The organism is Klebsiella sp. H-Nf2, from assembly GCF_002806645.1.
GTDB classification, from domain to species: Bacteria; Pseudomonadota; Gammaproteobacteria; order Enterobacterales; family Enterobacteriaceae; genus Klebsiella; species Klebsiella variicola.
On sequence record NZ_PIBL01000013.1, the window covers coordinates 11,978 to 30,942 of the forward strand.

19 protein-coding genes and 1 riboswitch are annotated in these 18,965 nt (G+C 56.9%); of the genes, 4 read left to right on the forward strand and 15 right to left on the reverse strand.

Annotated features, from left to right (window positions below; all coding sequences use genetic code 11):
* Positions 1-9: 9 nt before the first annotated feature.
* The gene (locus tag CWM58_RS23170) at positions 10-1,641 is read left to right on the forward strand and encodes a Na/Pi cotransporter family protein (RefSeq protein WP_100681888.1); all 1,632 of its coding nucleotides are present in this window, start codon (positions 10-12) and stop codon (positions 1,639-1,641) included.
* Between the two features lie 87 nt (positions 1,642-1,728).
* Here CWM58_RS23170 and CWM58_RS23175 read toward each other — a convergent pair whose 3' ends face one another.
* The 8 genes from CWM58_RS23175 to CWM58_RS23210 all read right to left on the reverse strand — a co-directional run bounded on the left by CWM58_RS23175 (position 1,729) and on the right by CWM58_RS23210 (position 8,268).
* Positions 1,729-2,538 (reverse strand): shikimate 5-dehydrogenase, encoded by an 810-nt coding sequence (locus CWM58_RS23175; RefSeq protein WP_061156139.1) that lies wholly within the window; start codon positions 2,536-2,538, stop codon positions 1,729-1,731.
* The gene (gene sorE, locus CWM58_RS23180) at positions 2,531-3,763 is read right to left on the reverse strand and encodes an L-sorbose 1-phosphate reductase (protein WP_008807323.1); all 1,233 of its coding nucleotides are present in this window, start codon (positions 3,761-3,763) and stop codon (positions 2,531-2,533) included. The genes CWM58_RS23175 and sorE overlap by 8 nt, the downstream gene beginning before the upstream one ends.
* A 72-nt stretch (positions 3,764-3,835) precedes the next feature.
* Positions 3,836-4,660, reverse strand: a complete 825-nt coding sequence (locus CWM58_RS23185; protein WP_002884590.1) for a PTS system mannose/fructose/sorbose family transporter subunit IID — start codon at positions 4,658-4,660, stop codon at positions 3,836-3,838.
* A gap of 11 nt (positions 4,661-4,671) precedes the next feature.
* Positions 4,672-5,472 carry a PTS mannose/fructose/sorbose transporter subunit IIC gene (locus CWM58_RS23190; protein WP_025713361.1) on the reverse strand — a complete coding sequence of 267 codons (801 nt, stop codon included), beginning with the start codon at positions 5,470-5,472 and terminating at the stop codon, positions 4,672-4,674.
* A 65-nt stretch (positions 5,473-5,537) separates the two neighbouring features.
* A complete protein-coding gene (locus CWM58_RS23195) occupies positions 5,538-6,032 on the reverse strand; it encodes a mannose/fructose/sorbose PTS transporter subunit IIB (RefSeq protein ID WP_100681889.1) in 495 nt (164 codons plus the stop codon).
* On the reverse strand, positions 6,032-6,439 hold the full coding sequence (locus tag CWM58_RS23200; protein ID WP_100681890.1) for a mannose/fructose/sorbose PTS transporter subunit IIA: 408 nt from the start codon (positions 6,437-6,439) through the stop codon (positions 6,032-6,034). Before CWM58_RS23200 ends, CWM58_RS23195 begins: the two co-directional genes overlap by 1 nt.
* 9 nt (positions 6,440-6,448) lie before the next feature.
* Positions 6,449-7,252, reverse strand: a complete 804-nt coding sequence (locus CWM58_RS23205) for an SDR family oxidoreductase (RefSeq protein WP_100681891.1) — start codon at positions 7,250-7,252, stop codon at positions 6,449-6,451.
* A 68-nt stretch (positions 7,253-7,320) separates the two neighbouring features.
* Positions 7,321-8,268 (reverse strand): sugar-binding transcriptional regulator, encoded by a 948-nt coding sequence (locus CWM58_RS23210; RefSeq protein ID WP_002884616.1) that lies wholly within the window; start codon positions 8,266-8,268, stop codon positions 7,321-7,323.
* Between the two features lie 349 nt (positions 8,269-8,617).
* Here CWM58_RS23210 and rluF point away from each other — a divergent pair, with 349 nt between their 5' ends.
* Positions 8,618-9,493: a 23S rRNA pseudouridine(2604) synthase RluF gene (rluF, locus tag CWM58_RS23215; RefSeq protein ID WP_074387367.1), complete on the forward strand. Its 876-nt coding sequence runs from the start codon at positions 8,618-8,620 to the stop codon at positions 9,491-9,493.
* Here the strand turns inward: rluF and CWM58_RS23220 are convergent.
* The 3 genes from CWM58_RS23220 to lysC form a co-directional block, all read right to left on the reverse strand.
* Positions 9,490-9,762, reverse strand: coding sequence for a DUF3811 domain-containing protein (locus CWM58_RS23220; RefSeq protein WP_012969166.1), 273 nt, complete (start codon positions 9,760-9,762; stop codon positions 9,490-9,492). The genes rluF and CWM58_RS23220 overlap by 4 nt on opposite strands.
* Before the next feature lie 116 nt (positions 9,763-9,878).
* Entirely contained in the window at positions 9,879-10,808 is a 930-nt protein-coding gene (panS, locus tag CWM58_RS23225) for a ketopantoate/pantoate/pantothenate transporter PanS (protein WP_100676111.1), read from the reverse strand.
* Between the two features lie 139 nt (positions 10,809-10,947).
* Positions 10,948-12,297, reverse strand: a complete 1,350-nt coding sequence (gene lysC, locus CWM58_RS23230) for a lysine-sensitive aspartokinase 3 (protein ID WP_061156132.1) — start codon at positions 12,295-12,297, stop codon at positions 10,948-10,950.
* A 179-nt stretch (positions 12,298-12,476) separates the two neighbouring features.
* Positions 12,477-12,712, reverse strand: a riboswitch (Lysine riboswitch).
* A gap of 349 nt (positions 12,713-13,061) precedes the next feature.
* On the opposite strand from lysC, the gene pgi reads away from it, so the two are divergent.
* Positions 13,062-14,711: a glucose-6-phosphate isomerase gene (gene pgi / locus CWM58_RS23240; protein ID WP_100681892.1), complete on the forward strand. Its 1,650-nt coding sequence runs from the start codon at positions 13,062-13,064 to the stop codon at positions 14,709-14,711.
* Between the two features lie 46 nt (positions 14,712-14,757).
* On the opposite strand, the gene CWM58_RS23245 is transcribed toward pgi, so the two are convergent.
* Positions 14,758-15,213, reverse strand: a complete 456-nt coding sequence (locus CWM58_RS23245) for an acyltransferase (RefSeq protein WP_100681893.1) — start codon at positions 15,211-15,213, stop codon at positions 14,758-14,760.
* Between the two features lie 8 nt (positions 15,214-15,221).
* Positions 15,222-15,731 carry a GNAT family N-acetyltransferase gene (locus CWM58_RS23250; protein WP_100681894.1) on the reverse strand — a complete coding sequence of 170 codons (510 nt, stop codon included), beginning with the start codon at positions 15,729-15,731 and terminating at the stop codon, positions 15,222-15,224.
* A 144-nt stretch (positions 15,732-15,875) separates the two neighbouring features.
* On the opposite strand from CWM58_RS23250, the gene psiE reads away from it, so the two are divergent.
* The gene (psiE, locus tag CWM58_RS23255) at positions 15,876-16,286 is read left to right on the forward strand and encodes a phosphate-starvation-inducible protein PsiE (protein ID WP_004206282.1); all 411 of its coding nucleotides are present in this window, start codon (positions 15,876-15,878) and stop codon (positions 16,284-16,286) included.
* A 192-nt stretch (positions 16,287-16,478) separates the two neighbouring features.
* Here the strand turns inward: psiE and malG are convergent, their stop codons facing one another.
* Positions 16,479-17,369, reverse strand: coding sequence for a maltose ABC transporter permease MalG (gene malG / locus CWM58_RS23260; RefSeq protein ID WP_002884725.1), 891 nt, complete (start codon positions 17,367-17,369; stop codon positions 16,479-16,481).
* 14 nt (positions 17,370-17,383) lie between these two features.
* Complete coding sequence (malF, locus tag CWM58_RS23265) at positions 17,384-18,928, reverse strand: maltose ABC transporter permease MalF (protein WP_100681895.1); 1,545 nt, start codon at positions 18,926-18,928, stop codon at positions 17,384-17,386.
* Between the last annotated feature and the right edge of the window lie 37 nt (positions 18,929-18,965).

The window sequence follows — 18,965 nt, forward strand, 5'->3', positions numbered from 1 at the left end:
GCTGATTCCGTGTTAACTCTGCTACACCTGTTGTCCGCGGTTGCTCTGCTGGTGTGGGGCACGCATATTGTGCGTACCGGGGTGATGCGCGTCTATGGCGCTCGCCTGCGTACCGTTCTCAGTAGCAGCGTAGAGAAAAAGCCGCTCGCCTTCTGCGCGGGTCTTGGCGTCACTGCGCTGGTACAAAGCAGCAATGCCACTACCATGCTGGTGACCTCGTTTGTCGCCCAGGATTTGGTGGGCCTGACGCCAGCGCTGGTGATGGTGCTGGGGGCCGATGTCGGGACGGCGCTGATGGCGAGGGTGCTGACCTTCGACCTGTCGTGGTTGTCGCCGCTACTCATTTTTATCGGGGTGATCTTCTTCCTTGGCCGCAAGCAAACCCGCGCCGGGCAGCTGGGGCGGGTGGGGATTGGTCTGGGGCTGATCCTGCTGGCCCTGGAGCTGATTGTGCAGGCCGTGAACCCCATCACCCAGGCCAACGGCGTGCAGGTGATTTTCGCCTCGCTGACCGGCGATATCATGCTGGATGCCTTAATTGGCGCGGTATTCGCGATCATCAGCTACTCCAGCCTGGCGGCGGTGCTGCTGACGGCGACGCTGACCGCGGCGGGAGCGATCTCCTTCCCGGTGGCCCTGTGCCTGGTGATTGGCGCCAACCTGGGATCCGGGCTGTTGGCGATGCTTAACAACAGCGCGGCAAACGCGGCGGCGCGCCGGGTAGCGCTGGGTAGCCTGCTGTTTAAGCTGGTGGGTAGCCTGATTATTCTGCCGTTCGTGCATCCGCTGGCTGCGGCGATGCACAAGCTGCCATTGGCGGAGTCCGAGCTGGTTATCTACTTTCACGTCTTTTACAACCTGCTGCGCTGCGTCGCGATGGTCCCCTTTGCCGGACCGATGGCAAAGCTGTGCCAGCGTATGATCCGCGATGAGCCCGAGCTGGATAACCAGCTGAAACCCAAGCATCTCGACCCGTCGGCGCTGGATACGCCGGCGCTGGCGCTGGCCAATGCTGCGCGCGAGACCCTGCGCATTGGTGATGCGATGGAGCAGATGCTGGAGAGCCTGCGCAAGGTAATGCATGGCGAACCGCGTCAGGAAAAAGAACTACGTCGTATGGCGGACGATATCAACGTGCTGTACACCGCCATTAAGCTCTATCTGGCGCGAATGCCAAAGGATGAGCTGGCGGAGGAGGAGTCCCGGCGTTGGGCGGAAATTATTGAGATGTCGTTAAACCTCGAACAGGCCTCCGATATCGTCGAGCGGATGGGCAGCGAAATTGCTGATAAATCGCTGGCGGCGCGGCGCGCCTTCTCGGTGGAAGGATTAAAGGAGCTGGATGCGCTGTACGATCTGCTGCTCAGCAATCTGCAGCTGGCGATGTCGGTCTTCTTCTCCAGCGATGTACCCAGCGCCCGCCGTCTGCGGCGCAGCAAACACCGGTTCCGCATTCTTAACCGCCGTTACTCGCATGCGCACGTTGACCGTCTGCATCAGCAGAACGTACAGAGTATCGAAACCAGTACGTTGCATCTGGCGCTGCTGGGGGATATGAAGCGCCTGAACAGCCTGTTCTGCTCGGTGGCCTACAGCGTGATGGAGCAGCCGGATGAAGACGACGAACGGGATGACTACTGAGACGGATTATTTTCCGTTTATGTCGCCTCTTTTCTGGCGAGATAGCCCTCCCGGGACGTGGCTGACGCCTTTCCCGGGAGGGGCATCCTAGCTTCTGGCAAACGCCGAGGCCTCTGCCACCAGCGCGCTATCCGGCCGTACGCCGGTATAAAGGACGAACTGCTCGACGGCTTGCAGGGCAATGACTTCCGCGCCGCTGATGGTTTGCTTACCCCGTTGCTGCGCCAGGCGGATCAGCGGGGTTTCCGCCGGCAACGCGACCACGTCAAACACGACGCTGGCCTGGGCCACCATGGCCTCGCTGAACGCCAGCGTGGTGCTTTCCGCTCCCCCCGCCATGCCCAGCGGTGTGACATTGACCAGAATCTCGGCTGCGATCCCTTCCGGTAGGGGCTGCCACTGAAAGCCATACTGTTTTGCCAGCGCCAGGCCGCGCTGGCGATTGCGGGCCGCAATGATCACGTCGCGGAAACCGGCATCACGGAAGGCGGCAATGACGGCTTTCCCCATGCCGCCGCTACCCTGAATCATCACTCTGGCGTTGGTATCGAGCCGATGGCTGGCGATCAGGCTTTTGACCGCGATGTAATCGGTGTTTAGCCCGGTTAACTTCCCGTCGTCATTGACGATGGTGTTGACGGAGTCGATGACTTTTGCTGACGGATCGATAGCGTCAAGAAACGGTATGCAGCTCTCTTTAAACGGCATGGAGACCGCACAGCCGCGGATACCCAATGCGCGAACCCCTTTTACCGCCGCCTCAATATCCTTAGTCGTAAAGGCTTTGTAGAGGTAGTTCAATCCCAGCTTGTCATACAGATAGTTATGAAAGCGGGTGCCGAAGTTGCCGGGGCGACCCGCCAGGGAGATGCACAGCAGCGTATCGCGGTTAATCATGCGTAATATCCTCCGCGTGGGCCAGCAGATACGCTTCAGCCTCCTGGGACCAGATCCCATGGTGACGTGCCACAATCGCTGCCAGTTCGGGATCGGCGATCTCGCCCAGCGGCGTGAGCGGGAAGGCTTTTCCGGTATACACCAGCTTTTTTCCCCCGCCGACGGCAGGCAGATCGAGGGTGGTTTCGCCCGCGGCGTTCAGGCCGAGAATATGGGTGACCACTTTCGCCGTCTGGACCTTTTTCGCCTGCATCAGCGCCACCGCGGCGCGCATATCGTCAGTATTACCGCCGGAGGTGCCGACGTAGTGGGTGAAGGCGTAGTGCACGTCGTAGAAGTTGATCGGGGCGCTGAATTGCTTATCCTGGGGGCCAGCAAAGAAATTCAGGCAGCCGTCCGGGGCCAGCAACGAGGAGGCCAGGGTGATCAGCTGTTCGTTTGGCACAAACACGAAGATATCGTCGAAGCCATGGCCGCCGCTGAGCGCCAGCAGCGTATCGCGACTGGCCTCATGGCCGTCGAGGTAGTGGATCAGCGTCTGCGGCTCAGAGGGGTAATGACGGCGGGCGTAGCTGAGCTTCGGCTTATTGGTATCGGTCACTACCAGTAGTGAAGGATTGATGGGGCCGTGCAGCGCATAGTCGATGGCCAGCAGCCCCATCGGCCCCGTCCCGCCCAGGATCAGGGTGCGTCCCTGAGGACGGATCCCCATCACGTGGTTGTAACTCCCCTCCTGCAGATGATAGTTGGCGTTGAAGGCGCCAATGACGCAGGAGAGCGGCTCCACCAGCGATCCTTCAAACCAGGTATCCCCCTCCCAGGTGAGCAGGCAATCCTGCGCCATCACCTCATTGGGGATCACCACATGGGTGGCTTCGCCACCGATCCATGGGAATGAGTAGCCGGGGCAGTCGGGTCGGTCGGGCAACTGCAGGTTGGCCTGGATCACGTAGCGCTGCCCCGGCTGAAACTTATGCTGCCACTTTTTACCGACGGCGAGGATTTCGCCGCAGAATTCATGACCGATAATAATGGGCCTGGTGGCCACATCATCTGGCACCTTTTTATGATCGGCACCCTGATTGGCCTCTTTCCATGAGGAAAGACACAGGCTGTCCGTGACCACCCGGGCGAGGATCTCATCGTCCTGCATCGCCGGGAGGGTAAAGGTTTCCAGGCGCAGGTCTCGTTTGCCATACAGGCGCAGGGCCGTTGTTGTTTGCATAAACCACCTCATCCCCTTCATCTTTCGGGGCTATGTTGTTGACGTCACCCCGGCATCGCCGGGGCGGAATAATCAGGACAGAAAGCCGAGGGCGTTGCCGATAATGCCTAAGCCGAAAAGGGCGAAAATCAGCCAGACCGGATTCACTTTCTTGTTCAGCAGACGCACCATCAGTAGCGTCAGGCCCAGCGCCAGCAGGCCGGGGCAGAGCTGATCGAGAATGTTCTGGACGGTCATCGTGACGGTGGCGCCGTCTGCACCGGGCGTTTGGGACACCACCAGCGGCACATTGATGGTGGTCCATTTGGTCACCAGCACCCCCATGACAAACAGGCCGAGAATGGAGGCGCCTTCGGTCAGCTTCTGCAGCAGGTTACCGCCCATATCGCTGACGATATTGACCCCTTTACGGAAGCCCAGTTGCAGGCCATACCACTTCATTGCCAGCCGCACTGCATTGAAAATAAAGAAAAATAACAAAGGTCCCAGAATATTGCCGGAGAGGGCCAGCGAGGCGCCAAGGGCCGCGGTAATCGGCCGCAGCGTGCCCCAGACCAGCGGGTCGCCGACGCCGGCCAGCGGGCCCATCAGACCCACTTTGATGCCGTTGATAGCGCCATCGTCAATGGCCGCGCCGTTGGCCCGGGCCTCTTCCATGGCGGCGGTGACGCCGATCACCGGGCCGCATACCGCCGGCGTGGTATTAAAGAACACCAGATGACGCTTCAGCGCCGCGACCTGATCGGCTTTGAGCGGATACAGGCGTTTGATCGCCGGGATCATGTCGTAGCAAAATCCCAGGCCATGAATACGTTCGAAGTTAAAGGAGGCCTGCTGGAGGTTGGAGCGGAGAAACATGCTCACCAGGTCGCCTTGCGTGATTTTTTTCTGTTCCATTTTCGGCTCCGTTAGTCGTCAAGCTGGTCAAGGGCGGGTGCAGAGGGGGCGGTGGAGGCGGCGGGTTCAGCCTTACGCCACTGTGGATTGAGCTGGAGGTAGATCAGCGCGATGATGACGCCCACGCCGCCGAAAGCCAGCAGGCTGAGGTCGAGATAACCGCCAGCGAGAAAACCGAGGAAAAAGAAGGGCATCAGGTACTTCACGCCCATCATTCGCAGCACCATCGCGTAGCCCACGACGACAATGAAACCACCGGCAATCTGCAGGCCGCGGGTGACGAATTCCGGGATCGCGCTGAGCATACTGCTGACCATGTCCGCACTAACGAACAGTGAGACCACCAGCGCCGGGATTGCCACGCGCAGTGCCTGCACCCCCAGCGCGGAGACATGCAGCAGGTCGATGGTGCGAAAGCGCGCCTCCTCGGCCGCTTTGTCCGCGGCGTGCTGGAACACCACGGTAATGGTACGGGCGAAAACGGTCAGCACCTGCCCGGCAGCGGCCACCGGCAGGGCAATGGCAATGCCGGTGGCAATGCTCTGGTGGCCCACAATCACCAGAATGGCGGAGATAATGCTGGCCAGCGCCGAATCTGGTGACTGTGCTGCCCCCACGTTCATCCAGCCGAGGGCGATCAGCTCCAGCGTACCGCCGAGCATAACCCCGGTTTTTAAATCACCCAGGATGAGGCCAATCACGGTACAGGCGATAAGGGGCCGATGGGTCTGAAATTCATCCAGCACGCTGCCCATTCCGGCAATACAGGAAAAAATAAATATGGCTATTATCTGTAGGGTACTAATTTCCATAATTTATGACCTTTAAGGTGTGAGTCATCCTGCCTGCTACGGCATATCACAACAGGCGCTATTTTTTATTCGCAGAAAGCTGTTTCGTTAATTTTGTCGAGAATATTGACTGACGGATCTGATGCGACCACGCGTAAATCGAGTTTTACGCCCAGTTTATCGAGTTCACGGAATGCCTGAATATCCTGCGGATCCAAAGAAACGGCTTTGGTTAGCTGTTTTTTTCCGGGGCGCCAGGCCATGCCACCAATATTTAACGTGGCGATCTTCACCCCCTGGCGCACCATCGTTAAAACATCATGTGGATTGGTAAATAAATAAAAGACGGTCTCATCCTGATATTGCGGGTTATGATAGACCGCAACCGCTTTTTCCAGACTGACAACGTTTACCTTCATGCCTGGCGGGGCCGCCTGACGCAACAGGGTCCGGCGAACCTCATCGTTAGATACATCGTCATTGCAGATAATTATCCGCTGGGCGTTGGCGACTTTTGACCACACGGTGGTGACCTGGCCATGAATCAGTCGGTCATCAATACGGGCGAGGGTAATTTGCATCAGAACTCCTCCTCAACGGTTTCTGGCTGCTGCCAGACCACACAGCACTGACTGGCGATGGCCTGCAGATGCTGGCATAAGTCATCGGCGCTCAGGGTATGCTGGTTATCCACCAGCTCGAGCGCCAGCGGCAACGACAGGCCGCTAATCACCCGGATCTGCGGGTGACGCATTGCCAGCCCGGCTGCGGCATTCCATGGGCTTCCGCACTGCAAATCTACCGCGATTACCCACTCCTCATCGGTGTGGGCGCTTACTAACTTTTCCAGGTTAATGGCGATATCCGCCGCGTTTTCACCGGGAACAAACGCGACGGCGCTGACGTAAACCTCGCCGTAGACCATGCGTACCGAATCAAGCATGGCCCCGGCCAGCTGGCCGTGGGCGCAGAAGATAGCGTGAACCATACTTCCTCCTTAACCGCGCGTTTTTCCGCCGGCAATGTTAGTGGTGACTCCGGTGATGTAGCTGGCGCGCGCTGACAAGAGATAGCAAACAAAATCAGCGACTTCCGAGAGCTTTCCTGCCCGCCCGATGGGAATGGCGTTTTTGGTATATCCCTCGCGAAGTTGCTCGACGGTGATATTGCGCGTCCAGGCCAGCGCCTCTTCATATTCCGGCGTCCGCAGGCCGGTTTTTTCGAGGATCCCCGGCGCAACGCCGACTACACGGATCCCATATTTACCCAATTCTTTGGACCAGGAGCGGGTAAAGCTGTTGAGCGCGGCCTTGGTCGCGGCGTAGCAGCTTTGACCTTCAGAGCCTTCCAGGCCGCTCTCCGAAGAGACATTGACAATCACACCGGCGCGCTGTTTGACCATTTGACGCGCCACCGCCTGCGACATGAAAAACACCCCTTTCTGGTTGATATTGACCATTTTTTCAAAAGCGGCTTCGTTTAATTCATAGCGGCCGGCCGGTGCTTTTTCATCGACTAATAAACGCGGGAAATTCACGCCGGCGTTATTGACCAGGCCATCAATACGCGACCAGCGCTGAATAATGGCATCGATAGTCTGTTGCACCTCTGTTGCGCTGGAAATATCCGTCGGCCAGAAGTGATAATTATCGTCATTGTGATGGCGATCGCCGCCATGAATATCAATCATCTGGACATGAGCACCTTGTGATAATAATTCATCGACAATGGCCAGCCCAATTCCCGAGGCGCCGCCGGTCACGATAATGACGTTATCTTTTAAATTTAACCATGTATTCATTATTCACTCCCATTTCTTTAGATAAAGGGATCCCCCGCAGCGCGTGCTGCGTGAAATCATATCCTGTGTTATTTAAGTAATAATTCAGCCGTTTCTCTGTTTGTCACCAGACAGTTAATATAGCGTCCGTGCAATGCGCCAAGAATGCCAGAGTATTTCTCTTCCCCCATGGCGATGCCGATGGAATAGCGAGCCTGGCGCAGCTTCGCCATTTCGATCGACAGGGTTTTTTCGCTCATATTGGTATCGACTAACCCACCGTTAATATCGTAGAAACGCGAACAGATATCCCCGGCGACGTGGCGGGCGTTCAGATCGTCGCTCTCTTCGCTGCCGTAGAAGGCGTGCCAGTTTGCGCCGTCGCGAATGGCCGGTGAACCAATACCCACCAGCGCCACATCCAGGCTGTCCCAGTAGGATGAGATGGTTTTAAAGTGCTGGGACTGCATGATGCCGTTGCGGATCAGCGGGTTATCCAGCAGGGCTGGAAAATCGGCAAGGTGGGATTCCGCTTTCAGTCTGGCTGCCGCGCCGTAGGTTAGCGTATTCACATGGTAGCGGCTCTCCAGTTTACCGGAAGGCCCGCCGATGATGGGGACGCAGATCACCTGGCGTGACTGGCTGGCCTGCGGCAGGTTCTCCACCAGCGAACGCACGGCGCGGCCCCATGAAAAACCGATGATATCGCCTGGCTCCAGCAACCGGTCGACAAGCAGGGCGCCATGCTGGCCCATCGCACTCAGCTGTTCTTCTTCCAGCAGCCCATCGCTGCTGGCAACCACCGCCTCTTTCAGACCAAATTTTTGCTTGAGCTGTTGCTCGAGCCACAGGTTCTCGTTGTAGTCATAGTTGATGGCGATGGTGACAATGCCCTGCTCGCGGCCGCGCTTCAGCAGGCGACTGATGGTGGTGCGATAGATCCCCAGCTCACGAGCGATTTGCGCCTGAGTCATATCCTGCTCGTAATAGAGCTGGGCGATTTTGACAATCAGCCGGATATCGTCACTGTTTTCCATGGTCATCTGCAGGCTCCTGCACATTTGTGCAAATCGCGGGTTTGTGCTGTTGATCTGATATAACCCTATTAGAGCCACCGTTTAAAGCGATTTTCTTTTATTTCATCACCCTAATCTGGCGAATAATCTTGCACATTTGCGTTATCAATAGCGGGTTGTTGGCACCTTTGTGCATTGCACGCTAAATCGCTGATTCTGTGATATTTCATCATGCAAAGTTGCCAGGCGTTGAGCGGGACACTTTTGTGAAAAAAGGCGTAGTCGATCACACCTTGCGCCGGAGGGCGCAAAGGCACATCTTTTTTCTCGCCCACAAGGTAGGGTATATTTCGCTTTTACAGGAGAATCTATGCTGCCCGACTCATCAACCCGATTAAATAAATACATCAGCGAAAGCGGCATCTGCTCGCGTCGCGAAGCGGACCGCTTTATTGAACAAGGCAACGTCTTTATCAATGGCAAGCGCGCCACCATTGGCGATCAGGTGAAGCCTGGCGATTTAGTCAAAGTGAACGGACAGTTGATTGAGCCGCGTGAAGCGGATGATCTGGTGCTGATTGCGCTGAATAAGCCGGTCGGCATTGTGAGCACCACGGAAGACGGCGAGCGCGACAACATTGTCGATTTCGTCAACCACAGCAAGCGAATCTTCCCTATCGGCCGTCTGGATAAAGACTCTCAGGGGCTGATCTTCCTCACCAACCACGGCGATCTGGTGAACAAGATCCTGCGCGCCGGCAACGACCATGAAAAAGAGTATCTGGTGACGGTCGATAAGCCGGTGACCGATGAGTTCATTCGCGGCATGGGCGCGGGTGTACCGATTCTCGGGACTGTGACGAAAAAATGTAAGGTAAAGAAAGAAGCGCCGTTCGTTTTCCGCATCACTCTGGTGCAGGGGCTGAATCGCCAGATCCGTCGTATGTGCGAGCACTTTGGCTATGAAGTGACGAAGCTTGAGCGTACGCGGATTATGAACGTGAGCCTGACGGGGATCCCCTTGGGTGAATGGCGTGATCTAACCGATGACGAGTTGATCGACCTGTTCAAGCTGATTGAAAACTCCTCTTCCGAAGCGAAGCCGAAAGCCAGGCCGAAGGCCAAAGCGGCGACCCCCGGGATCAAGCGCCCGGTGGTGAAGATGGAAAATAGCAACGATAAAGGCCGCCCGGCTGCTAACGGGAAACGTTTCACCCAGCCGGGACGTAAAAAGAAAGGTCGTTAACGCCTGCCGCGGGTCGGCGTATTCGCCGACCAGGAAAAGGTCGCTTCTTTATCCGTTTTATAAGCCTGCTGTTTTTTCACCTGGCGGGCTTTCTTCGCATCCGCTTCACGCTGCGCCATCAGCTTATCGATATATTCCTTTTTCACGCTGTTCGTTTCCGCATTGCTCAGCGGGCGGCCATGCGCAATGCGCGCGCGGTCAAGCAGCGTTTTCAATTCGCGCTGTTCGCGCTCGGTCATCTCTTTTTGTGTAATACGGGGGAGTGCCATGGTGGTGCCCTCAGTCAGACCAGAGCACCCAGTGTACGGCAATGAATATTTTACTGATAGCCTGTATGGCAACTAAAGCAGGCACACGCCCGGGCCTGCGCCCGGACGTATCACGCTCAGCGCTTGTCGGCTTTTTTGGCGATGGGCTTTCCTGACCAGTACCCGGCCAGCAGCGAACCGGACAGGTTATGCCAGACGGAGAACAGCGCGCCTGGCAGCGCCGCCAGCGGGCCGAAGTAAATTTTACCCAGCGCGGCCGCCAGGCCGGAGTTCTGCATCCCCACCTCGATCGCCAGCGTACGGCAGGTGGATTCATCAAAACCAAACAGACGTCCGCCCCAGTAGCCGCCAAGCAGGCCAATGGTGTTATGCAGGATCACCGCGATAATCACCACCAGGCCGACGGAGGCGATATGGGCGGCGGAACCCGCCACCACCGCGCTGATGATCGCCAGAATGCACACCATCGAGAAGGCAGGTAAGAACGGCTCTACCGCTTTCACCACCTTCGGCAGCAGATGATGGACAATCAACCCCAGCGTGATGGGAATGACCACGATCTGCAGAATGCTGAGCAACATCCCCATGATGTCGACCTGAATGTGCGCGTCGACGTACAGACGGGTGAGCAGCGGTGTCGCCACGACGCCGACGAGAGTGGAGACCGAGGAGATGGTTACCGACAGTGCAACATCCCCCTTGGCAAGAAAGATCATCACGTTGGAGGCGGTTCCGCTGGCGACGCTACCGACCAGTACCATCCCGGCGGAGAGCTCGGGCGGCATATGAAACAGCAGCGCCAGCAGCCAGGCGGCGAGCGGCATCACCAGATAATGGAGAAAGATCCCCGCAGCGACCGGCGCCGGGCGCGACAGGACGCGCTTAAAATCTTCCAGCTTCAGATGCACGCCCATACCGAACATGATCAGCATCAGCAGAGTGGTGACCCACGGGCCAATCGGGGTGAAGGTGGTGGGAGTGTAATAGGCCAGAACGGAGAGCAGCAGTGCCCATAACGGGAACAGCCGCGTCAGAGTTGCGAGCATGTTGTGTTCCTTGCGATACGCGAACCGGGCCGCGCCATCCCGATGGGGCAGCGAGCAGGTCAGCTGGTTGTGTTGATGTTGTTATAAAAAAGCCGGGTTCGAGCCCGGCTATAGGTATTGTTTATCGTGCTAAGGAGTTTTATTCAAACAAATTATGATGCAGCTTCTGCACCACCTTCTCCGCATCGGGGCCAGGCACCAGGAAGCAGAGGTTATGACTGGAGGCGCCATAGCAAATCATGCGGATGTTAAACGGCTCGAGGACGCCAAAGACCTCTTTGCCGACGCCGCAGGCTTTCGACAGCTCATTGCCAATCAGGGCCACCAGCGCAAGGTCTTCCTCCACTTCCACGCGGCACAGCGAGGAGAGTTCAGTCAGCAGCGCCTGGGTCAGCAGGGTATCGCCTGCAGAGGTTGAGCCGGTGGTATCCATGGTCAGGGCCACACTCACTTCGGAGGTGGTGATCAAATCGACGGAGATGTTATGGCGCGCCAGAATGCCGAACACTTCGGCGAGGAAGCCGCGGGAGTGCAGCATATTCAGGCTATGCAGTGTCAGCAGCGTCTGACGGCGACGCAGGGCCAGGGCGCGGAACAGCGGTGGGTTCTCGGTGGTTTTACACACCAGCGTACCGCCCGCTTTAGGCTCTTTACTCGAGCCGACAAACACCGGAATATCGCTGCGCACGGCAGGCAGCAGGGTCGCCGGGTGCAGCACTTTGGCGCCAAAGGTGGCCATTTCTGCCGCCTCTTCAAAGGCGATGACGTCGATGCGTTTCGCCGCCGGCGCCACGCGAGGATCGGTAGTATAAATCCCCGGGACATCGGTCCAGATATCGACGCGGGTGGCATTCAGCGCTTCGCCGAGCAGAGCGGCGGTATAATCGCTGCCGCCGCGGCCGAGGGTGGTGGTGCGGCCTTTCGCTTCGCTGCCGATAAAGCCCTGGGTCACCACCAGGCCTTCCGCCAGACGCGGCGCCAGCTGCAGCTGTGTCAGTTCGGCGACAGCGGCGATGTCCGGTTCGGCGCGGCCAAAGCGATCGTTAGTGCGCAGCACTTTACGGGCGTCAAACCACTGCGCCTGAATGCCGCGCTCACGCAGGATTTCCACAAACAGCAGGGTGGACATCAGTTCGCCATGGCTGACCAGTTCGTCGGTCAGGGCGGTCGAGGAGGCGAGCGCGGCGGCTTCCGCCAGCGTCGTGATGTTTTCCAGCAGGCGCTCAATCTCTTCGCGGATCACATTGGGATAGCGCAAACGCTCCAGAATATTGGACTGGATCTGGCGCAGAGCGTCCAACTGGGTAAAACGTTCGGTGGGTTCCAGCCCTCCCGCTAAGGCCACCAGAATGTTGGTCACGCCAGCAGAGGCGGAGAGCACAACAATACGGGTGTTAGCATCGAGCAACGCCACATCGATGCTGCGGTTCATGGCGTCAAAATCGGCAACGCTGGTGCCGCCAAATTTGGCGACGACTAGATCTGTCATAACAACCTCGTGTCAGGGGGCCTGACTTATTAAAACGATTCCTGAACACCGATCGTGGCAGGGGCTGGACGCCGCCGGATCGCAACAAAATGTCTTAATAAGCCAGGCCAAATTATTCAGCCATGGCACAAGGGAAGAGCGATAAACAGGGTGGCGCAGAGTGATAAACAACTACGATGTCACCCAGAAGTGCTCCACCTTGTAGACCCGACTCACCGCTCTGGGCGCTGAGGTGTTCGGGTATGAAACGCCCGACTGCGAACGTTTCTGGTGACAACCCAGGGGATTCAGCCCCTGTGGCCGGTGAGGAGCGTGACCAGACGCTCTTTCACCTCGGCGTTGCTCCCCCTCACGTATTTTCCCCGGACTGGTTCCTCCAATACGGTTACCTGGGCAACGCACCTCTTCTGGCAATTACCGACGTCTTTCACCAGGCCGGGGGATTTGAGACATTATATCCCCCGCGAATACCCTTTCGCTGTAGCGTGAAATGCGCGAGCAATAGATACCTACCAATACGTAAGCACTGCGGATATATAAAGGCTTAACACTAGCTATGTCAACGCTGCGGTTATGCGGATTTTTCATGCCCCTGCGGCTAACAGAAAAAAGCCTTATGATAGCTATACTAATGGGGCTTTTTACTCCGTTTTGACCCGATTCCTGACCGGCGTCAGGGACAAGTCACAAAAATCATCACAATTTTCCGTCACCGGCGCTACAATCGACCGAAGTCACAATCTCAAATCAGAAGAGTATTGCTAATGAAAAACATCAACCCAACGCAGACCTCTGCCTGGCAGGCATTACAGAAACACTTCGACGAAATGAAAGATGTCACTATCAGCGAGCTGTTCGCCAAAGATAGCGACCGTTTTTCTAAGTTTTCCGCGACGTTCGACGATCTGATGCTGGTGGACTTCTCCAAAAACCGTATCACCGAAGAGACGCTGGCTAAACTGCAGGATCTGGCGAAAGAGACCGATCTGGCAGGCGCCATTAAGTCGATGTTCTCCGGCGAAAAGATCAACCGTACCGAAGACCGCGCGGTTCTGCACGTCGCGCTGCGCAACCGCAGCAATACGCCGATTGTGGTTGATGGCAAAGATGTGATGCCGGAAGTAAACGCCGTGCTGGAGAAGATGAAAACCTTCTCCGAAGCGATTATCTTCGGTAGCTGGAAAGGCTATACCGGCAAACCGATCACCGACGTGGTGAATATCGGTATCGGCGGCTCCGACCTCGGTCCGTTCATGGTGACCGAAGCGCTGCGTCCGTACAAAAACCACCTCAACATGCACTTTGTCTCCAACGTCGATGGCACCCACATTGCTGAAGTGCTGAAGAACGTCAATCCGGAAACGACCCTGTTCCTGGTGGCGTCCAAGACCTTCACCACTCAGGAAACCATGACCAACGCCCATAGCGCGCGCGACTGGTTCCTGGCGACCGCGGGCGACGACAAGCACGTGGCCAAACACTTCGCCGCGCTCTCTACCAATGGTAAAGCGGTTGGCGAATTTGGTATCGACACCGCTAACATGTTCGAATTCTGGGATTGGGTTGGCGGCCGTTACTCTCTGTGGTCAGCGATTGGCCTGTCCATCATTCTCTCCGTGGGCTTCGACAACTTCGTTGAGCTGCTGTCCGGCGCGCATGCGATGGATAAGCACTTCTCCACCACCCCGGCGGAGAAAAACCTGCCAGTGCTGCTGGCGCTGATCGGTATCTGGTACAACAACTTCTTCGGTGCAGAAACCGAAGCGATTCTGCCGTACGACCAGTATATGCACCGTTTTGCCGCTTACTTCCAGCAGGGCAACATGGAGTCCAACGGTAAGTATGTTGACCGTAACGGCCACGCGGTAGACTACCAGACTGGCCCGATCATCTGGGGTGAGCCGGGCACTAACGGTCAGCATGCGTTCTACCAGCTGATCCACCAGGGCACCAAAATGGTACCGTGCGATTTCATCGCCCCGGCTATCACTCACAACCCGCTGTCCGACCATCATCCGAAGCTGCTGTCCAACTTCTTCGCCCAGACCGAGGCCCTGGCCTTCGGTAAATCCCGTGAAGTGGTCGAGCAGGAATATCGCGATCAGGGTAAAGATCCGGCAACTCTGGAGCACGTGGTGCCGTTCAAAGTGTTTGAAGGCAACCGCCCGACGAACTCCATCCTGCTGCGTGAAATCACCCCGTTCAGCCTTGGGGCGCTGATTGCCCTGTACGAGCACAAAATCTTCACCCAGGGCGCGATCCTCAACATCTTCACCTTCGACCAGTGGGGCGTTGAACTGGGCAAACAGCTGGCTAACCGCATCCTGCCGGAGCTGAAAGACGGCAGCGAAGTTAGCAGCCACGACAGCTCAACTAACGGCCTGATTAACCGTTATAAAGCCTGGCGCGCATAATCTTGCGCAGCTAAGACGCAATGCCGACCCTTAGGTCGGCATTTTTTTACAGCCGCCGCAGCAGGCGGGCTGGATTTCCCGCCCACACTCCTTTCTCGGTAATGGACTTCGTCACCACGCTGCCCGCGCCAATTACCACGCCGTCGCAGATGCTGACGGCCAGAATTGTGGCGCCGCTGCCGATCGACACGTCATCGCCAATCTCAATCCGCCCCCAGCTGGTGCGGTCGGCATTCGGTTTGCCGTCGCGAAACAGGTCGTTGGCAAACATCACGCCGTGACCGATAAAGCAGCGCTGGCCAATGGTGACGTACTCGCAGATAAAAGTATGGGACTGAATTTTACTGTTCGCGCCAATGCGGGTATTGCCCTGGATCTCAACGAACGGCCCGACGAAGACGTTATCGCCAAGGACACAGTCGTACAGGTTGGCGGGCTGGTAGATCACCACGTTCTCACCGCTGGTGACGTTGCGGATCGCCGTTTCCCGAAGGGTATGCATAGTGCCTCTCAGATCGGTTTGGCCAGAATATGTAAGGTGCTTTGCTGGCTGGCGGAATGAAATGCGACATCTTTCACGTGCTGCATCCCCTGACGTTCGTAAAAACGGCGCGCAGCGGGGTTATCGGCGAGCACTTCCAGCCACAGCCAGCTTTCACCGGCCGCTTTTGCTCTCGCCTCGACGGCGCGAAATATCTGCTCACCGTAGCGGTGGCCCGTTGTGTCAGGCAGCAGATAGAGCTTATGCAACAGCGTACCGGACGGACCTTCAGGACTTATCGCCTGACGACAGGCGTATTTCGCAAAGCCGACAGGGTGGGGGGCTTCAGCAATCAACCAACAGCACCGGGAATCGGTCAGGCTGCGTTGCAGCGAGGCCAGGGAATACTCTTGTTGCAGGTAGCACGCCAGCTCGTCGGCGTTATGCCAGAGGTGAGCAAAGTGATGGCGATAGCTGGCATTGCCCATTTCATTGAGTAAAGCCGCATCCTCTGCGCGTGCGGTACGAATCTTTAGCATGGTTGTTTCCTTTTTAACCCGTCCGTCTGGGCTGTGATTGTTACATCTTCGCCGGTGGTGGCAAAAAGTTAGCGAATAATGTCGATCTGGATCACATTTTTGCGTTATACAGGTCTCAAAGAAGCATAATGATGAGGTGTATTTATGTCGTCGGTTTATCGTCCGCTGGTGAATTTTATCGCCACCGCGATGCAAACGGTTTTGAATCTTGGGCTGCTGTGCCTGGGGATTATTTTGATCGTCTTCCTCGGGAAAGAGACGCTGCATCTGGCCGATGTCCTCTTTACCCCGGAGCCGACCAGTAAGTACCGGCTGGTGGAAGGTCTGGTGGTCTACTTCCTCTACTTCGAGTTTATCGCGCTGATCGTCAAGTATTTTCAGTCGGGGTTCCACTTCCCGCTGCGCTATTTCGTCTATATCGGCATCACCGCGATTGTGCGCCTGATTATCATCGACCATGAGTCGCCGATGGCAGTGCTGATTTACTCCGCCGCGATCCTGATCCTGGTGATTACGCTCTGGCTGTGTAACTCCAATCGCCTGAAACGCGAATAAAAAAAAGCGGCCTCCAGGGCCGCTGACCAACAGTCACAAATAGAATTTATGTAGGGTCCAGTTGAGGATAGCAGTGGCATTGGCCTTACTTTTTCAGCTGAGGGCGACGGCGACAATACCCGGTTGGGGTCGTGTATTGCGGCTAGACCGTCGGCCCTCATCTGAAATTTGGGGCCGGTGTTACAAAAAAACTTAACCTTTCACCCCACCCGCCGTCAGGCCGTTAACCAGCCAGCGCTGCGCCAGCAGGAAGACGACCGTGATCGGGATGGCGGAGAGCACCGCCGCGGCGGCGAAGTCGCCCCACAGATAGTTCTGCGGGTTGAGATACTGTTGCATACCTACCGCCAGGGTATAGCTGTTCACATCGCGCAGCAGCAGCGAGGCGACGGGCACTTCGGTGATGGCCGCGATGAACGACAGAATAAACACCACCGCCAGAATCGGCACCGACAGCGGCAGCAGCACGAGGCGGAAAGCCTGCCATGGGGTCGCGCCATCCAGCGCCGCCGCTTCTTCCAGCGAACCATCGATGGTTTCGAAGTAGCCTTTAATCGTCCAGACGTGCAGCGCGATACCGCCCATATAAGCGAAGATCACGCCGCCGTGGGTGTTGAGGCCGACGAACGGGATGTACTGGCCCAGGCGGTCAAACAATGCATACAGGGCCACCAGCGACAGCACCGCCGGGAACATCTGGAAAATCAGCATCCCTTTCAGCAGCGTCGCTTTCCCCGGGAAGCGCATACGGGCAAAAGCGTAGGCGCAGGTGGTGGAAAGGGCGACGATACCGATCGCGGTAATGCCGGCGACCTTAATCGAGTTCCACAGCCACAGCAGTACCGGGAATGGCGGCGGCGTGACGCGGCCATCCGCGTGCTCAACGCTGAAGCCTAATGCCAGACGCCAGTGTTCCCAGGAGATGGTATCCGGGATCAGGCTGCCGGTGGCGAAGTTGCCTTCGCGCAGCGAGATAGCGATAACCATCAGCAGCGGGAACATAATCGCGGCGATAAAAATCAGTAACAGAAGATGCGTAGTGAAGAGACGCAGCTTTTGAGATTTGGGTTGGACCATAGCCATTATCGTTATCTCCCTTAATCAAACTTCATGCGTGTGGCTTTCAGATTCACAATCGCTAACGCGCCAACCAGCAGGAAGATAAGCGTTGCGATAGCCGCCGCCAGGCCGAAGTCCTGACCGCCGCCGCCTTCAAAGGCGATGCGATAGGTGTAGCTCACCAGCAGGTCGGTATAACCGGCCGGGGTGGTGGTGCCGAGACGGTCCGGACCACCGTTGGTCAACAGCTGAATCAGCACGAAGTTGTTAAAGTTAAAGGCGAAGCTGGCGATCATCAGCGGCGTCAGCGGCTTGATCAGCAGCGGCAGCGTAATTTTAAAGAAGTTCTGGAACGGACCGGCGCCATCCATCGCCGACGCTTCGTACAGATCGTCCGGAATCGCCTTCAGCAACCCCATGCACAGGATCATCATGTACGGGTAGCCCAGCCAGGTGTTGACGATGATGATCATGGTGCGCGCGGTGGTCGGGTCGCTAAACCAGGCCGGCTTAATGCCGAACAGCGCGCTGAGCATCATGTTGATTTCACCAAAGCTCTGGTTGAACAGCCCTTTGAAAATCAGAATCGAAATAAACGACGGTACGGCATACGGCAGAATCAACAAGACGCGGTAAATTGCTTTGCCTTTCAGTGCTTCCCACTGCACCAGACAAGCCAGCACCATTCCCACGGCCACGGTCAAAATCACCGTCAGCACCGAGAACACCACGGTCCAGACGAAAATAGCGAAGAACGGTTTCTGGATCCCTTCGTCCTGGAAGACGCGGGTGAAGTTATCCCAGCCGATCGTCACGGTGTAGCCCGGGCTCAGCTTTTCAGTGCCCCAGCTGCCGTCGGCGTTAATCGCCTGGTAGAAGCCTACGTCATTGTTCGGGCGATATTTGACGTGGGTCTGATTGTTGGTCAGCACCCCATCTTCGCTAAGCGTATACAGCGGTTGAGTGCCGGAGAACTGACGCAGCGAGCTCATGATCACTTTGCTGTCATCCGGCAGCACGGCGGTCAGCTGGTTCAGCGCGGTGCGGTTCTGAGTAATGACGCGCAGGCCGACGCGCTCGCCTTCCGGCAGGGCGTCGGTTTCTTTTAACGCCAGCTTCTGCTCACCGCCGAATTTAAAAGCATCGGAAAGGTAGTTTTTACCGCTCTCGCCATCGGTCAGGGCCAGTTTCCACTCGTCCCCCGCCGGGATCAGCGTGAAGTTATAGGCTTTGCCAGCCTGGAAAGAGCGATCCATCAGCACCTGCTGCGCACGTTCAAAGGTCAGCTGGTTGGTGCTGCTGTAGTTCGTGAAGGCGATGGCAATGGTACAGATCAGCGGAAACAGGACGAACAGGCCCATGCCGGCGAGGCCGGGATAGACATAGCGCCAGGCATAAGCCTTGCGATTAGCGAAAATATACAGGCCAACTGAGCTTAAAATCAGCGTCATGATGGCGAACAGGTACTCCCCCTGGGCGTACATCAAAACAACAAGGTAACCCACCAGCAGGCACAGTAAGCCAATCACAGACCATGTGAGTTGCGGACTTTGCCACCAGTGTTTCTTTTTAACGGCATCCATGGGGATCATCCTCTACAGCGGTGAAAACTTATTTGTC

Coding starts and splice junctions, on each gene's coding strand:
- CWM58_RS23185 (WP_002884590.1), bottom strand. CDS start 4,660: ATGGAACAGAAAAAAATCACGCAAGGCGACCTGGTGAGCATGTTTCTC.
- CWM58_RS23210 (WP_002884616.1), bottom strand. CDS start 8,268: ATGGAAAACAGTGACGATATCCGGCTGATTGTCAAAATCGCCCAGCTC.
- CWM58_RS23250 (WP_100681894.1), bottom strand. CDS start 15,731: ATGCTAAAGATTCGTACCGCACGCGCAGAGGATGCGGCTTTACTCAAT.
- CWM58_RS23175 (WP_061156139.1), bottom strand. CDS start 2,538: ATGATTAACCGCGATACGCTGCTGTGCATCTCCCTGGCGGGTCGCCCC.
- rluF (WP_074387367.1), top strand. CDS start 8,618: ATGCTGCCCGACTCATCAACCCGATTAAATAAATACATCAGCGAAAGC.
- CWM58_RS23220 (WP_012969166.1), bottom strand. CDS start 9,762: ATGGCACTCCCCCGTATTACACAAAAAGAGATGACCGAGCGCGAACAG.
- CWM58_RS23200 (WP_100681890.1), bottom strand. CDS start 6,439: ATGGTTCACGCTATCTTCTGCGCCCACGGCCAGCTGGCCGGGGCCATG.
- malF (WP_100681895.1), bottom strand. CDS start 18,928: ATGGATGCCGTTAAAAAGAAACACTGGTGGCAAAGTCCGCAACTCACA.
- lysC (WP_061156132.1), bottom strand. CDS start 12,297: ATGACAGATCTAGTCGTCGCCAAATTTGGCGGCACCAGCGTTGCCGAT.
- sorE (WP_008807323.1), bottom strand. CDS start 3,763: ATGCAAACAACAACGGCCCTGCGCCTGTATGGCAAACGAGACCTGCGC.
- CWM58_RS23205 (WP_100681891.1), bottom strand. CDS start 7,252: ATGAATACATGGTTAAATTTAAAAGATAACGTCATTATCGTGACCGGC.
- psiE (WP_004206282.1), top strand. CDS start 15,876: ATGTCGTCGGTTTATCGTCCGCTGGTGAATTTTATCGCCACCGCGATG.
- CWM58_RS23190 (WP_025713361.1), bottom strand. CDS start 5,472: ATGGAAATTAGTACCCTACAGATAATAGCCATATTTATTTTTTCCTGT.
- malG (WP_002884725.1), bottom strand. CDS start 17,369: ATGGCTATGGTCCAACCCAAATCTCAAAAGCTGCGTCTCTTCACTACG.
- CWM58_RS23195 (WP_100681889.1), bottom strand. CDS start 6,032: ATGCAAATTACCCTCGCCCGTATTGATGACCGACTGATTCATGGCCAG.
- CWM58_RS23245 (WP_100681893.1), bottom strand. CDS start 15,213: ATGCATACCCTTCGGGAAACGGCGATCCGCAACGTCACCAGCGGTGAG.
- panS (WP_100676111.1), bottom strand. CDS start 10,808: ATGCTCGCAACTCTGACGCGGCTGTTCCCGTTATGGGCACTGCTGCTC.
- pgi (WP_100681892.1), top strand. CDS start 13,062: ATGAAAAACATCAACCCAACGCAGACCTCTGCCTGGCAGGCATTACAG.